Source organism: Actinocorallia lasiicapitis (assembly GCF_054778695.1).
Map to the genome: position 1 here is coordinate 1 of NZ_BAAGZI010000121.1, position 14,905 is coordinate 14,905.

Consider the following 14,905-nt stretch of genomic DNA (forward strand, 5'->3'; position numbering starts at 1 on the left):
GGACGGGTCTCGCAGCTCGCCGCGAGGAACGCCTGACGCAGCCCCTCCCGCGCCCGGAACGAGAGCTGCGCGACGGCGCCCGGCTCGATCCCCAGCACCCGCGACACGTGCTGCGCGGGCTCGTCCTCGATCACCGTGTGCCAGAGCACGAGCTGCCACCGGTCGGGCAGCGACCGGAACGCGCGCATCAGCGCGTCGAGCTCGTCGATGTCGTCCGTGCCGTCCTCGACCGGACGGTCGGCCCACGCGGCCACCTCGTCGGTGACGACGGTGCGGCGGCCCGTCCTGGCCCAGTCGACGGCCGCGTTCCTGACCACCCGGTACAGGTAGGGCCGGCATGCCTCGGCCGGTCCCTTGCCGACGCGCAGCGCGGTGAAAGTCCGCGCGAACGCCTCGCTCGTCAGGTCCTCGGCGGTGTGCACGTCACGCGCCAGCCCGCGCGCGTATCCCAGCACGGACGAATGATGGCGGACGAACAGCTCAGCCGACGCGTTCTCGTCTCCGCCGCGGACGCTCTCGATCAACTCCTGATCCGAAAGCATCCCAATTCCCGCCACATGCACCATCCGACACACTTAACACTCAGAACCCACCGTAAGGCAACACTTACGACGGCGTGGCGGCGCCCCTCCCGATAGATGACCCCGCAACCACCCTCCTACCAGCGCATTCACCCCGAATCCCCGACCCCGCTTCACGCCGTCCCGACCCGCGTCACGAAGCTCTTTCACCGCGGCCGCGGGGGCGTCAGCGGCGAACCGAATCCGGCTCGCCTCCACCGGAGCCCCCTTCCGCAACGCGACCGCGAGCGGCGGATCGAGCTCGAGCAGCAACGAGCTCATCCCACCCACCGAACACACCACCGTCGCCTCCTCCTCGGCGCTCCGCCGCAACCCGAATCCCGGAACCTCCGCGGCCACCCTCCGCACCGCGACGATCGACGCCACCGGAACCTCGATCCCCCCGAACGGCCCCGTCCGCAGCCACAACGTCCCGCCCTCCACCCGAACCCCCCCCCCACCGGGTCGGCTGCGAAGCGGCGGACCAGGCACGCCGGCCCGGCGCGGGTCGCTCGACCGGACGGGTCAAGCGTCCACTGACGGGCGGGGCTTGCCGGTTGCGGGTCGAGGCCGCGGTGGGACGGGAGAAAGCGTTGGCTGGTGCGTGTTCTTCGGGGTGGTTTCTGTTGGTCGGGTGGTGGTGGGGGCGGGGAGGTGCGGGAGATAGTGGGGTATGCGGTTGCGGGAGATTCTTGGGGTCGTGGGGCTCGGGGTCGGGCTGGTCGTGGTGCCGGGGCCCGGCGCGGTGGCGGCGGACGGGGACTGGCGGGAGGTGGGGCTGCCGTTCCTCTGGCCCAGGAACGGGCTGAACCGGGTGGACGCCACCGGGCCCGGTGACGTGTGGGTGGGCGGATACCAGGGCAGTCTGCCGATCTTCGCGCCCGCGTTGGGGACGTTCGTGTGGACGGCAGGCAATCCCGTCGTCCGGCGGTGGAACGGGACGCGGTGGGTGGAGTACCCGCTGCGGAGCTTCCCCAGCGGCGGCCAGGTGGACGCCGTCGAGGCCGACGGGAACGAAGTGTGGATCGCGGGGCACGCCGTCGGCGCCGGCACGTATCTGGCGCGGTTCGACGAGAGCGCGTTCACCCGGGTGGCGGTGCCGAGCGAGCTCGGCGACCGTGATTTCACCGTCGACGTGAACGCCGCCGGCGTGTGGGCCAGATCCAGGGGCACCGGCGGCGGCGCCGGATACGGGCTGTTCCGGTGGACGGGAAGCGGCTGGCAGCAGCAGACCCTGCCCGCCGGCGTGAACCACCTCAGCGCGATCACCGCGGCGGAGCCGGGACGGGCCTGGGCCGTCGGCGCCAAGGAAAGGACCGGGCAGAGCTTCGGCACCGTCTACGGAAGCTGGCGCTGGGACGGGACCACCTGGACCGAAGGCCCCGCCGTGCCCACGGGCGCGGAGACCTACCAATCGTTCGATCGGGCCGTCGCGGTCGGCCCTGACGACCTGTGGGCCCTCACCAGTTCCGCAACGGAACCGATCAAGCACTGGACCGGCGCCGCGTGGGAGAGCCTGGCCAAACCCGGCGACCTCTACGACCTCCGCGACCTCCTGACCGGAGGGGACGGCTCGGTCTGGCTGACGGGATTCCCCGCCGCCGAAACCGCCGTGCTGCGGTGGAACGGCACCGGATGGGCGCGAGTGCCCGGCGGGACCCCTGCCGGGCTGCGCGACCTGCGGTTCACCGACACCGCCGTCCTGCCGGGAAGCGGCGTCTTCTGGGCGACGGGCGAGGCCGACGACAATCGCCGTCCTGTCGTCATCACCAACGGATAGGCGGCCGGGCTAGACGGCGTCGGAGATCGCCTGCTGGACGTCCTGGGTGAGGCGTTTGCTGTCGCAGGCGAGGTTCCGGTTGACGAGGTGGTTCGCGTGGGACAGGGCGCCGTCGAGCCGGACCGAGACGTCCGAGCTGGCCACGATCACCATCCCCCAGGTGCCCTCGTTGAGCGCCTTCCCCAGGTCCTTGAGATCGGAACGGCTGATGCCGGCGACGACATGGCCGGTGATCGCGCCGACGATCGCGCCGCCCGCCGCGCCCGCCAGCAGCCCGCCGCCCAGGCCGACCGCGGGGAACAGGGCCGCTATCGCGCCGAGGGCCAGACCCACGAACATGCCGGTGCCGCCCGCCTGGAGGGTCGGCTGCTCGTGCCGCTGCAGGATCTTGACGTGGCCGTCGGGGTCCTTCTCGATCACCGCGGCGTCGTAGCTGTCCGCGATGTTCCATTCGGAGTAGAGCTCTTTGGCCGCGTCGTAGTCGGCGATGGCATCGCTCTCCGCGTCGTAGGTCGCCGCGATGATCGTCAGAGGTGTTTCGGCCATGCTCCCGTCCTACCCGGCTTTCGGTGTAAGACCAGGCAGGATGGCCTTTCCTGCCGGATTTTCGTGATCATCTTTGCGTTTCCCCGGGCAGATCGACCTTGTGGCGGGCGAACCATCAGACAGCGAGGTCGAGCGGGCGATGCGGCTGCTGCCGCGGCTCGGGCAGGAGATGTTCACCGCGGGCTCCGAGACCCGGGCGATCATCACGGCCCTCGTCGCGGTCGCGGGACGCCTGGGGCTGCGCGGTCTGGTCGTCGACCCCAGCGGACGCTCCCTGAACCTGATGTACCGGCAGCGGAACAAAGTCCCCTACACGGTCGTCCAGGTCAACCCGGTCACCCATGATCGGGACCTGTCCAAGCTGTGCGTGGTCCACCGGCTCGTCGAGGACCTGGTGCGGGGCCGGATCGACCCGGTCGACGGGATGCGCGAGCTCAACCGCCGCATCAGGAACCGGTTCCGGATGCCCGAGTGGGTGCGCCTGCTCGGCGGGATCGTCCTGGCCATGTCGGTCTACCTCCAGGTCGGCGGGCCCGTCGCCGGGCTGCCGCTGGCAGCCGGTCTGCGGATCCTGGTGGACCGGGCGGGCAAGATCCTCGACCGTACTCATCTGCAGGCGTTCTACACCGTCGTCGGCCAGGCCGTCCTGGTGATGGCGGTGGGCGCGGCCTGTTTCGACCTCGGGATGTCGGCCGCCTCGGTGACCGTCGCGATCGCCGCCAACCTGGTGCTGATGCTGCCGATCCTGTCGGTGGTGTCGCTCACCGAGGACGCCGTGTTCGGCTACCCGCTCACCGCGACCTACCGTGCCGTCATCGTGGTCCGCACCTTCCTCGGCCTGATCGGCGGGATCGCGATCGTGGGCTCCTTCGGCACCAGCTCCGTCATCGTGCAGCAGGGCCTCGCCGGTGTGGAGCTCCACCAGCTCCCCCTGATCGCGGCGTTCGCGGTGGCGGCGGTCGGCGCGGCGGGCAACGTCGCGCTGGCCGGCGGCACGCCCGCGCTGGTGCCCATCGGGATCGGGGCGGGGGTCCTGACGATGGGGGTGAAGCGGCTCTGCACCGACCAGCTCGAGCTGTCCGCCCCGCTGGCGGTGCTGGTCGCCGCGACCGCGCTGGGGTTCGCCGCCACCTGGATCGGCGGGAAGCGCGGGATCCCCGCCACGGCCGTCGCCGTTCCCGGGATCGCCGCGGTGCTGCTGCCCGGCACCGCCTTCGCCACGACCCTGCTGCGCTACGGCAACCAGGGCGCCACGATCACCGCGTTCCAGGAAGTGCTGGTCATCACGGCCGCGATCGGGGTCGGGATCGTGCTGGGCACCACCGCGGGCGGCCGCTCCGTCACCTGAGCACCGCCCACGAACGCGAACGCCCGGCGGGGAATCCCCGCCGGGCGTTCGCGTCGCCGGTTCAGGCCTGCGGCATGTCCTTCGGCGGGTTGTGCCAGCCATCCGGAGCGGTCAGCTTGTCGGCCGCCGCCGGACCCCACGAGCCCTGCTTGTAAGGCTCGGGCTTGTCCTTGGAGTCGATGATCTTGCTGACGATGCGCCAGCACTCCTCGATCGCGTGCATCTCGGCGAAGAACGTGCCGTCACCGGTGATCGCGCCCTCGAAGATGTTCTCGTAGGGCTTCTCCTCGCGGCCGAGGTAGTCCTTGAAGTCCACCGAGACCGGCACCGACATCGCCGGCTCGCCGTCCTTGGGGTTCTCCAGCACCATCTCGATGGTCAGGCCGGTGCGCTGCTCGAACCGGAACCGCAGCAGGTTGGGCAGCGGCTTGCCGTCCCGGCCGGGGAACAGGTCGACCGGCGGACGGCGGAGCTGCATCACCATGTCGGTGTCGGTGACCTCCAGGCACTTGCCGCTGCGGATGTAGAACGGCACGCCCTCCCACCGCCAGTTGTCGACGTACAGCTTGGCGGCGATGTAGGTCTCGGTGTTGGAGCCCGGCTTGACGCCCTCGACGTCCAGATAGCCGTCGTACTGGCCGCGGACCGCGTCGGACGGCTCGATGGTGCGGGTGGCGCTGAGCACCCGCCACTTCTCCAGCCGCAGCGCGTCGGCGCCCGGCTTGGTCGGCGGGTCCATCGCGATCAGCGAGAACACCTGCAGCAGATGGTTCTGGAACACGTCGCGGATACAGCCGACGGGGTCGTAGAACGAGCCGCGGTCGGCGACGTCGAAGCTCTCCAGCAGGTTGATCTGGACGCTCTCCACGTACTCCCGGTTCCAGATCGCCGACAGCAGCGTGTTGGAGAACCGCGCGGCCTGCAGGCCCTCGATGGGCACGTTGCCCAGGAAGTGGTCGACGCGGAAGATGTCCTCTTCCGCGAAGTACTGGGTGAGATCGGCGTCGAGCTTCACCGCCGATTCGGGGTCGTGGCCGAACGGCTTCTCCACCACCAGCCGTGCGTTGGTGTTGAGACCCGCGCCCGCGAGCCCTGCGGCGACCGTGGTGAACAGGAACGGCGGGACGGCCAGGTAGTGGGCGGCGTAGCCGACGCCCTTGAGCTTGTCGGCCAGCCGGGAGAAGGTCGCGCCGTCCTTGAAGTCGCCGTTGACCATCGTCAGGTTCTGGGCGAGGTCGGCGAAGACCTGCTCGTCGATCTGGTCGCCCTCGGCCTTGAGGTTCTCGGCGATCGAGGCGTGCGCGTGCTGGACGAGATCGGCGTCGGTCCAGTCCGAGACGGCCACACCGACCACCGGGATGCCCAGTTTTCCGTTTTCGGCGAGCCGGTAGAGCGCGGGGAACAGCATCTTCTTGGCGAGGTCCCCGGTGATGCCGAACAGTACGAAGGCATCGGCTTTCTGCGGTGTGCCCATGTCAGGTGAACCCTTCCCGAGTCCGTTTTTCGGCGATTCCCTAGGTTCTGCCCTACCCGCTCACCCGTCCCCGCATCGGACACTGACCAGGAAAAACATGCCCAAGCGGCGGTTTTTGGTTATTGACCGAATTCGTCGGCTAGGCGGAGATCACCAGGGGTACGCCGGGAAAGAGTGTGGAATCTGGATTGGCGGAAAGACGCCATCTGATGTGGAGGTAGCCGGAGTGGCCCACGAAAAATCGGACGGATCGGATGCGTCCGGATCTCACGCCGCAGGCGCGAAAGCGGCCGGTACCAAAGCGGCGCCCATCTCGTTCTCGAAGATGCCGCTTTACAAGTGGGCGGCTTTCGCCACACTGGGCAGCTTCCTGTTCGGTTACGACACCGGTGTCGTCTCCGGCGCGATGCTGTTCGTCCGCGACGACTTCCATCTCAACTCCTTCATGCAGGGCGCGGTCGTCAGCGTCCTGCTGCTGAGCGCGGCGGCGACCGCCCCGTTCGCGGGGAACATCGCCGACCGGATCGGCCGCAAGCAGACCCTCATCGCCACCGGCGCGATCTTCACCGTCGGGCTGCTGCTCGCGGCGATCTCGCCGAACGTGTGGTTCCTGCTGCTGGCCCGGTTCATCCTGGGCGCGGGCGTCGGCGCGGCGTCGGCGATCATCCCGGTGTACCTGTCGGAGATCGCGCCGGCGCAGATCCGCGGCTTCCTGACCTCGTGCCACCAGTTGCTGGTCGTGGTCGGTCTGCTCGTCTCCTACATCGTCGACCTGATCTTCTCCGGCTCGGGCAACTGGCGCATGATGTTCGCGGTGGGCCTGATCGCCTCGGTGGCGATGGTCTTCGGGATGCTCACCGCGCCGGAGAGCCCGGCGTGGCTGGCGACGAACGGCAAGGCCGCCGACGCCAAGGGTGTCCTCGCCAAGATCTACCCGCAGAACGAGGTCGACGGGGTCCTGAAGTCCATGAGCAACAAGGGCGACAAGCCCTCCAAGCGCATGAACTACAGCGACCTGTGGCACTCCAAGGTCATCCGGCCCGCCCTGATCATCGGTATCGGCCTGGCGGCGCTCCAGCAGTTCTCCGGCATCAACACGATCATGTACTACGCGCCGACGATCATGGAGAAGACGGGCCTCAACGCCTCGAACTCGCTGGTCTACTCGCTGATCATCGGCGTGGTCAACCTGATCATGACGCTGGTGGCGCTCAAGCTCACCGACACCCTCGGCCGCCGGCCGCTGCTGATCATCTCGGCGTCGATGATGCTGCTCGCGACGATCCCGCTGGGCCTGTCGTTCACGGTCCTGCACGGCAGCGCCTCCAGCATCGCCGCGCTCGCCTCCACCGCCGGCTACATCATGGCGTTCGCGGTGGGTCTCGGCCCGATCTTCTGGACGCTCAACTCCGAGATCTACCCGCCGGAGGCGCGCGCCGAGGCCGCCAGCCTCGGCACCATGGTCAACTGGCTCGCCAACTTCTTCGTCAGCCAGACCTTCCTGCCCCTGTCCGACAAGATCGGGCAAGGCCAGACCTTCTGGGTGTTCGGCTTCATGTGTCTGGTCACCCTGCTGTTCATCGTCAAGCGGGTGCCCGAGACCAAGGGCCGAAGCTACGACGAGATCGCCAAGGCGATCGAACAGCGCGCCTGACCGCACCGCACGACCCGCGGCGGCCGCCTCCGGAGACACCCGGAGGCGGCCGCCGCCTTTTCCCTCGTCAGTGGACCGGTCGGCGTACGCGTCTACGCCGATCCCGACACCCCCTGAAAAATGGTGAGAACGGGCGGTCCGGGGGTAGGGCGCGGCGCGGAGGTGGTCGTATGGGCGCGCGTCGCGTGCGGATAGTGATCGTCGGAGCGGGGTTCGCGGGGTACCGGGCGGCGCGGACACTGCGGCGGCTGGCCGGAGAACAGGCCGAGATCGTGCTGGTGAACCCCACGGACTACTCGCTGTACCTGCCGCTGCTGCCCGAGGTGGCGGCCGGGGTGCTCGATCCGCGGCGGATCGCGGTGTCGCTGCCCGCGACCCTGCCGGGGGTGCGGCTCGTCCTGGGCGAGGTCGACGAGATCGACACCGACAAGCAGTGCGTGCGGTACGCCGATCCCGAGGGGCAGCGGGGCGAGCTCGGCTACGACCAGCTCCTGCTGTCGGTGGGCAGCGTCCACAAACTGCTGCCCGTTCCGGGGGTCGCCGAGCACGCGCACGGGTTCCGCGGCCTGCCCGAGGCGCTCTACCTGCGCGACCATCTGATCCGGCAGATCGAACTGGCCGACGCCGCCGACGACGACGCCGAACGGGCGGCGCGCCTGACCTTCGTGGTCGTCGGCGCGGGCTACACCGGCACCGAGGTCGCCGCGCACGGCGTCCTGTTCACCCAGAGCCTGATCCGCGATCATCCGCGGCTGGCGGGATGTGAGCCGCGCTGGCTGCTCGCCGACTCCGCGTCACGGGTGCTGCCCGGGCTCGGCGAGCGGCTGTCGCGCACCGCCGACCGGGTGCTGCGCCGGCGCGGCGTCGAGGTGCGGATGGGCGTGCCGATCGAGGAGGCCACCGCCGACGGCGTCCAGCTCGCCGACGGCACGACCGTCGCGACCAGGACCGTGGTGTGGTGTGTGGGGGTGCGGCCCGACCCGCTGGTCGACGGTCTCGGCCTGGAGACCGTCCAGGGCAGGCTGGTCGTCGACCAGTATCTGCGCGTCCCCGGGCAGGAGCGGATCTGGGCGTGCGGTGACGCCGCCGCCGTCCCCGACCTGACCAGGCCGGGAGAGATCACCGCGATGACCGCGCAGCACGCCGTCCGGCAGGGGGACAGGGCCGCCCGCAACATCGCCGCGCTCTACGGGCACGGCACCGCCCGCCCCTACCGCCACCACGATCTCGGGTTCGCCGTCGACCTCGGCGGAGCGCAGGCGGCGGCCGATCCGCTCCACATCCCGCTGTCGGGGCTGCCCGCCAAGGCCGTCACCCGCGGCTACCATCTGCTGTCACTGCCGGGCAACCGGCTGCGGACGGCGCTGGACTGGCTCACCGACGCGCTGCTTCCCCGGCAGAGCGTCCAGCTCGGGCTGGTCCGCTCCCCGCAGGTTCCGCTGGAGACGTCCTCGCCGGAGGTCCCCCGGCTGCGGTGACCAAATCGCGTGATGCGGTCGCGGCGACTCAGCCGCGGCTGAGGTCGGCGGTGGTGAGCCAGCCGAGCCGTTCCGACATCACCCGCGCGCAGTCCAGGATCGCCCGCACATGGTCGGACCGCTCGTCGGCCCGCCACAGCAGCGACCACGGGTAGGACGACGCCGGTTCGGTGAGCGGCCGCCAGATCGTGCCGGGCAGCGCCGAGATGCACGACGACGGCACGCAGTACAGGCAGCGTCCCTGGACGACGAGGTCGGCGGCCGCCCGGATGCTCTCGACGGTGCCCGGATACACGTTCGGGGTGAATCCGGCCGTCCGGCACACCTCGACGGTGAACTGGTTGAACTCCGGCGCCCGCATCTCTTCTGCCAGCAGCAGCGGCTCCTGCGCCAGCTCGGCGGCCGGGACGGCGGTCATCGCCGCGAACCGGTGGCCGCTGGGCACCAGGACGCCCAGCGGGTCCTGCCGGAACAGGTGCGAGGTGATCTGCGGCGGGGCGAGCGCGGCCCGGCCGATGCCGACGTCGAGCCGGCCGTCGACGAGCTGCTGGAACTGCTCGGGCACCCCCGCCTCGACCTGATGGATGATCAGATCGGGGTAGCGGGCCTGGACCTCGTGCAGGATCTGCGGCATCGAGTCATAACTGGAGTCGATGATCCCGACGCGCAGGGTCGGCGCCGCGCTGGCGGCGTTCCGTGCCACCGCGGTGGCGCGTTCGACCTGCGCGAGGATCTGCCGCGCCTCCACCAGGAACAGCGCCCCCGCCGCGGTCAGCGCGACGTGGTGGGTGCTGCGCTCGACGAGGCTGACGCCGACCTCGCGTTCCAGCCGCTGGATCTGCTGGCTCAGGGCCGACTGGACGATGTGCTCCCGGGCCGCGGCCCGCCCGAAATGGAGTTCTTCGGACAGGCTCACGAAATAACGGAGCTGACGCAGCTCCATACCGCTCACCCCGCTCAGTGAAGGGGCCGAGTGGTGATCCTACTTGCTGGGCTGCACTTCCTTACAGGTCACCTTCGGGTTGACGCCCACATAGTTGAGCGGCCCTGCCAGGACCGTGACGGCGACGGTGCTCGCCTTGGAGCAGTCGGTGTCGTCGCCGCTGAAATAGCCGCGCTGGCCGGCGGCCACGAGACCGATGACGAGCCAGACGATGATGAAGATGGATCCGAAACGCATGGGTGCCTCCGACGGAGTCGGCTGCCGGCTGGCAGTCCGCTTTCAGCCAACCGGTCCGGGACTCTGCCGGACACCGGCGGTCCGAGCAGAACCCATCTCGCCAGCCGATCACCCGCCGGGCGGGGGCTGATCGGCTGGCGAGATGGGTCCTTCCGTAATCGCCTGTTTCCGCCCGGGCCGGTTCGCGGTCGACTCAGGGTGAACGAGTACCCCACTTCAAGGAGTCGGTCATGGGCGTCATCGCCTGGATCATCCTCGGCTTCCTCGCCGGGATGATCGCCAAAGCACTGGTCCCCGGCAGGGACCCCCAAGGAATGATCATCACTACTCTCATTGGGATCGCCGGTGCGCTGCTCGGCGGCTTCCTGGCCACCCAGTTGTTCGACGTCGACGGCACGCAGGGGTTCTTCGACCTGACCACCTGGGTCACCGCGATCCTCGGCGCGGCGGTCCTGCTCGTCGCCTACAGCCTGTTCACCGGGCGGGGCGGGAACAGGCCGCGCGGACGCAGCTTCGGCCGCGGGTCCGGCCGCAGGTGAGCACCGCCGGCCCGGGACCGGCGACGGGCGGTGCCTGATGCCGTTCGCCGGCGGAATCTCCCTCATCGCGATCGGCGCGATCCTCGCGTTCGCGCTGACCGGGTCGGTACGGGGCATCGATCTCGGCGTCGTCGGCCTCATCCTGATCCTGGCCGGCGCCGCCGCGATCCTCATCCCGATCCTGCTGTCGCGGCGGCGTCCCGGCGGTCTGCGCACCGTCCGCACCCTCGAGGAGGAAGAGCAGCCTTACACCGAGGAACTCCCCCGCTACGACCCCACCCCGCAGGACGAGCGGCGGCTGCCGCGCCCCCCGCGCCGCTGGATCAGGCCGCGACGCGACTGATCGGACGCGACTGATCCGGATCGGCCCCGTGCGGCGCCCGCCGCACGGGGCCGATCGGGCGCGACCCGCACCGAACATCGGGGTTTCGCAGAAGAGTATGCACATGAGCTCTATTCATGTTTCTCTGCGGGAAGGACACTCCTGGAACCGTTTCATCCCGGAGGTCCCCCATGCTCCTGCGCTCCGCGATCGTCGTCCTGTCGACTCTGCTGCTCACCCTGCTGACGGCCGGTAGCGCCCGGCCCGAGCCGGCGCCCGCCCCCGTGCGGGGCTACCTGGACGCTCACTCCCATCTGATGTCGGCCGACGGGTTCGGCGGCCGCGCCTTCTGCGGCCGCACCTTCCACCCCGCCGGAATCGAACAGGCGCTGAAGGACTGCGACGACCACGGCTCCGACGGCGCCTGGGCCTGGTTCGAGAACCTCACCAGCGACGGCACCCCGTTCGGCGCACACGAGACCACCGGCTACCCGACCTTCAAGGACTGGCCCGCCCACAACTCCCTCACCCACAACCAGACCTACTACGAATGGCTGGAGCGCTCCTGGCGGGCCGGGCAGCGGATCCTGGTCAACCAGCTCGTCACCAACCGGATCCTGTGCGAGGTCTACCCGCTGAAGAAGGACCCGTGCGAGGAGATGACCGCGATCCGCGTCCAGGCGAAACGCACCTACGAGCTCCAGGACTACATCGACCAGAAGTCCGGCGGCCCCGGCAAGGGCTGGTTCCGGGTGGCACGGACCCCGGCCGAGGCGCGGAGCATCATCGGGCAGGGCAAGCTGGCGGTCGTCCTGGGCATCGAGACGTCCGAGCTGTTCGGGTGCAGGGGCAGCGCGATCCTGCCCGGCTGCACCCGCGCACAGATCGACAAGGGGCTCGACGAGGTGAAGGCGCTGGGCGTCAGCTCGCTGTTCCTGTGCCACAAGTTCGACAACGCGCTGTGCGGGGTCCGGTTCGACGGCGGAGCCATCGGCGCGGTCCTCAACATGGGCAACATCCTCAGTTCCGGGCATAACTGGCAGGCGCAGACCTGCAAGGGGGCCGCCCACGACAACACCATCCCGTCGGTGTTCCTCAAGGCCCCGCACTGCAACCTCAACGGCCTCACCCCGCTGGGCGCCTACACCGTCCAGGGGATGATGAAACGCGGCATGATCGTCGAGGTCGACCATATGAGCGTCAAGGCCGCCGACGAGACCCTCGCGATCCTGGAGCGCGGCGGCTACTCCGGCGTCATCTCCGGGCACTCCTGGACCGACAACAGCTACCTCAGCCGCATCTACCGGCTCGGCGGCATGGTCACCGCCTACGCGAGCCCCGCGGACTCCTTCACCGCCGGCTGGAAGCACGACAAGGCGCTGCGCGACCCCCGCTTCGCCTACGGCTACGGGTACGGCCTGGACGCCAACGGGCTCGGCCCGCTGCCAGGGCCGCGTCCCGGCAGCCAGGTCGCCTACCCCTTCACCTCGCCGTTCGACCCGTCGGTGACGCTCGGCAAGGCCCACACCGGCACCCGGTTCTGGGACTTCAACACCGAGGGCGTCGCCCACTACGGGCTGGTCCCCGACTGGACGAAGGACCTGCAGGCCGTCGGCGGGCCCGAGCTCATCGACGACCTCGCCAACGGCGCCGAAGCCTACCTGCAGATGTGGCAGCGCGCCGTCTCCTACCAGCCGCCGGCCTGACCGGGCCCACGGTCCGCGATGAAGTGATTACACACCGATGATCGGAGAGTTACGATGCGTTGAGCATTGGTGCAGGGATGGAGGGCGGTGCCCGGGACATTGGCGTGGGAGCGGGTGCTGGTGGCCGTGGGGCTGGCCGTCGGCGTGGCCGGGGCGGGAGTGCTGCTGCGGCTGGTCATGCGGCGGCTCGCGGTGATCGCGGCGGGAACCCTGTGGGCGTGGGACGACCTGGTCACCCGGCTGCTGTGCGATCTGGCCCTGATCGCGGGGCTGATCGGCGGAAGCTGGGCGGCCGTCCTGTACCTGCGGGTCCCCGCCGAGACCAGGACGACCGTCGGGCAGGTCCTGCTGGCCGTGCTGATCTTCGCGGTGTCGCTGGCGGGCGCGCGGCTGGCGGCGGGGGCCGTCAGCTCGATCGCGGTGGCGCGGTCGGGCGTCGCCCAGTCGGTCACCATCTTCGCCAACATCACCCGAGCGGTCGTCCTGGTGGTCGGCACGCTGGTGCTGCTGCAGAGCGTCGGCGTCTCGGTCACCCCGATCATCACCGCACTGGGGGTGGGCGGGCTGGCGGTGGCGCTCGCCCTGCAGGACACCCTCGCCAATCTGTTCGCCGGGGTCCACATCCTCGCCTCCCGGACCATCGTGCCCGGCGACTTCATCAAGCTGGAGACCGGCGAGGCGGGCAACGTCGTCGACATCAACTGGCGGAAGACCACGATCCGCACCATCGAGGACAACCTGGTCATCGTCCCCAACGCCGGGTTCGCCGCCGCGATCCTCACCAACTACCACCAGCCGGCGCAGGAGATGGACCTGCTCGTCCACGCCAAGGTCGGCTACCACGGTGATCTCGCCCGCGTCGAACAGGTGACGCTGGAGGTGTGCCGTGAGGTGATGGACCACGTCGAGGGCGGGGTGCCGGGCGCGGAGGCGCTGATGCGGTTCCACACGTTCGGCGAGTCGAGCATCGACTTCCTCGTCGTGCTGCGGACGCGCGAGTTCAACGACCAGTTCCTCCTCAAGCACGAGTTCATCAAACGCCTGCACGCGCGCTTCCGCGCCGAGGGCATCGAGATCCCGCTGCCGTCACGTGTCCTCACGCTGGCCGATCCGCGGATCCCCCGACCCTCCGACGGCCTGGTCCGCCCCCGCCACCCGAGCTGACCCGCCCCCGTGATCCGGACGAGCTCTCCGCGGTCGCCCTCGGCCCAGCTCAGGAGGGGATCGCCTCCGTGCAGTCGGTGACGAAGTTGATGTTGTTCTCGGCGCTGCCGAAGGTGCGGTCGGTGGAGCAGGGGACGAGACCGCGGCCGAAGAAGTCGCGGGCCTTGGTGTTGCCGCCCATGACGGTGCTGAGGATGCCGGTCAGGGCGCTGGTGAGCCCTGCGGGCAGATGGCCGCAGCGCTGCCCGTCGGGGGCGACGGTCCCTTCGACGGTCAGCGGGTCGCGGGCCGTCCCGCCGATGGTGAGGGTGATGGTGAGCGCGCACGGGGCGCCGGGCGCCGAGGTGATCAAAGCGTCCGCCGGGTCTGCTGCGGAAGCGGATCCGGTGAGGGTTCCGGCCGTGACGCCGAGCGCCAGGGCCGTGACGGCCGCCCATCGGAACGTGCGGACATATTTGGTCATATCCCTCACGTTCCCGGTCGCCCGGCGGGCAGAAGCCATCGACGGGTCAAGCCTTGCCCTGTGACCGTCCGGTCAGTGCTCGGCCTTCCGGTGCGGCCAGGGGTTGGGACGGCAACCGAACAGGGATTTGGTCTGCTGGACCATGACGGGCGCGGGCGCACCGGCCGACGGGCAGCCGACATGCCCTCGGCCCAGACCGTGGCCGACCTCATGGCTGATCACGTACTCGCGGTAGGACGCCAGGTCCTTGCCGTAACTGGGTGCGCCGCTCCCCCACCGATCGGCGTTGATCACGGCCCGGCCCGCCTGCCAGCAGGACAGCGACAGCCCGACGTCCAGGGGCAGGCACTTGCGGCGGGCCAGCTCGGGACTGCTCAGCGACACCCTGATCTCGGCCGGCCCGGCGGTCACCCGCTGGAACCGATGGCCCCAGCCGCGCGGATCGTTGAGGATCGCGTGCACGGAGTCGGCGAACTCCTCGGCGTCGAAGGGCAGGCCCTTCTCCACCTCGACGAGGTAGCGGACGGTCCGCCCGTCCCGGCCGGGGGGCGGCTTCGCCGGGGAGCGCACGACCCGGTACCGGCCGGAGGCCGCCTCGGGCACCGCGACGACCGGCGGCTGAACCCTGCCGTTGACGAGCACCGCGCGGCGGGTCGGTGTCGGGGTGGGCGTGGGACTCGGCGTGACCGGG

At 70.0% G+C, this 14,905-nt stretch carries 15 protein-coding genes; 8 read left to right on the forward strand and 7 right to left on the reverse strand.

What is annotated here, in order from left to right; genetic code table 11:
- The coding region (locus ACYVE7_RS15835) for an RNA polymerase sigma factor (protein WP_460365459.1) at positions 1-542 on the reverse strand (542 nt) is incomplete at its 3' end.
- Between the two features lie 697 nt (positions 543-1,239).
- Here ACYVE7_RS15835 and ACYVE7_RS15840 point away from each other — a divergent pair.
- The gene (locus tag ACYVE7_RS15840) at positions 1,240-2,340 is read left to right on the forward strand and encodes a hypothetical protein (protein ID WP_460365460.1); all 1,101 of its coding nucleotides are present in this window, start codon (positions 1,240-1,242) and stop codon (positions 2,338-2,340) included.
- Between the two features lie 9 nt (positions 2,341-2,349).
- Here the strand turns inward: ACYVE7_RS15840 and ACYVE7_RS15845 are convergent, their stop codons facing one another.
- The gene (locus ACYVE7_RS15845) at positions 2,350-2,886 is read right to left on the reverse strand and encodes a DUF1269 domain-containing protein (protein WP_460365461.1); all 537 of its coding nucleotides are present in this window, start codon (positions 2,884-2,886) and stop codon (positions 2,350-2,352) included.
- 73 nt (positions 2,887-2,959) lie between these two features.
- Between ACYVE7_RS15845 and ACYVE7_RS15850 the strand changes: the two genes are divergently transcribed.
- Entirely contained in the window at positions 2,960-4,234 is a 1,275-nt protein-coding gene (locus tag ACYVE7_RS15850; protein WP_460365462.1) for a threonine/serine exporter family protein, read from the forward strand.
- Between the two features lie 61 nt (positions 4,235-4,295).
- Here ACYVE7_RS15850 and zwf read toward each other — a convergent pair whose 3' ends face one another.
- Positions 4,296-5,708, reverse strand: coding sequence for a glucose-6-phosphate dehydrogenase (gene zwf / locus ACYVE7_RS15855; RefSeq protein WP_460365464.1), 1,413 nt, complete (start codon positions 5,706-5,708; stop codon positions 4,296-4,298).
- Between the two features lie 97 nt (positions 5,709-5,805).
- Here zwf and ACYVE7_RS15860 point away from each other — a divergent pair, with 97 nt between their 5' ends.
- Complete coding sequence (locus ACYVE7_RS15860; RefSeq protein WP_460365465.1) at positions 5,806-7,362, forward strand: sugar porter family MFS transporter; 1,557 nt, start codon at positions 5,806-5,808, stop codon at positions 7,360-7,362.
- Positions 7,363-7,532: 170 nt separating this feature from the next.
- A complete protein-coding gene (locus tag ACYVE7_RS15865; RefSeq protein ID WP_460365466.1) occupies positions 7,533-8,840 on the forward strand; it encodes an NAD(P)/FAD-dependent oxidoreductase in 1,308 nt (435 codons plus the stop codon).
- 28 nt (positions 8,841-8,868) lie between these two features.
- Here ACYVE7_RS15865 and ACYVE7_RS15870 read toward each other — a convergent pair whose 3' ends face one another.
- Together ACYVE7_RS15870 and ACYVE7_RS15875 are read right to left on the reverse strand one after the other, a co-directional pair.
- Positions 8,869-9,783, reverse strand: a complete 915-nt coding sequence (locus ACYVE7_RS15870; protein ID WP_460365475.1) for a LysR family transcriptional regulator — start codon at positions 9,781-9,783, stop codon at positions 8,869-8,871.
- 39 nt (positions 9,784-9,822) lie between these two features.
- Complete coding sequence (locus ACYVE7_RS15875; protein WP_460365467.1) at positions 9,823-10,020, reverse strand: hypothetical protein; 198 nt, start codon at positions 10,018-10,020, stop codon at positions 9,823-9,825.
- A 230-nt stretch (positions 10,021-10,250) separates the two neighbouring features.
- Here ACYVE7_RS15875 and ACYVE7_RS15880 point away from each other — a divergent pair, with 230 nt between their 5' ends.
- The 4 genes from ACYVE7_RS15880 to ACYVE7_RS15895 all read left to right on the forward strand — a co-directional run bounded on the left by ACYVE7_RS15880 (position 10,251) and on the right by ACYVE7_RS15895 (position 13,751).
- Positions 10,251-10,559 (forward strand): GlsB/YeaQ/YmgE family stress response membrane protein, encoded by a 309-nt coding sequence (locus tag ACYVE7_RS15880; protein ID WP_460365468.1) that lies wholly within the window; start codon positions 10,251-10,253, stop codon positions 10,557-10,559.
- Between the two features lie 37 nt (positions 10,560-10,596).
- On the forward strand, positions 10,597-10,902 hold the full coding sequence (locus ACYVE7_RS15885; protein WP_460365469.1) for a DUF6458 family protein: 306 nt from the start codon (positions 10,597-10,599) through the stop codon (positions 10,900-10,902).
- Between the two features lie 170 nt (positions 10,903-11,072).
- Entirely contained in the window at positions 11,073-12,587 is a 1,515-nt protein-coding gene (locus tag ACYVE7_RS15890) for an amidohydrolase family protein (protein WP_460365470.1), read from the forward strand.
- Between the two features lie 87 nt (positions 12,588-12,674).
- Positions 12,675-13,751 (forward strand): mechanosensitive ion channel family protein, encoded by a 1,077-nt coding sequence (locus ACYVE7_RS15895; protein WP_460365471.1) that lies wholly within the window; start codon positions 12,675-12,677, stop codon positions 13,749-13,751.
- 49 nt (positions 13,752-13,800) lie between these two features.
- Here the strand turns inward: ACYVE7_RS15895 and ACYVE7_RS15900 are convergent, their stop codons facing one another.
- On the reverse strand, positions 13,801-14,214 hold the full coding sequence (locus tag ACYVE7_RS15900) for a hypothetical protein (RefSeq protein ID WP_460365472.1): 414 nt from the start codon (positions 14,212-14,214) through the stop codon (positions 13,801-13,803).
- Positions 14,215-14,286: 72 nt separating this feature from the next.
- On the reverse strand, positions 14,287-14,905 hold a 619-nt coding region (locus ACYVE7_RS15905; protein WP_460365474.1), incomplete at its 5' end, for a DUF3152 domain-containing protein.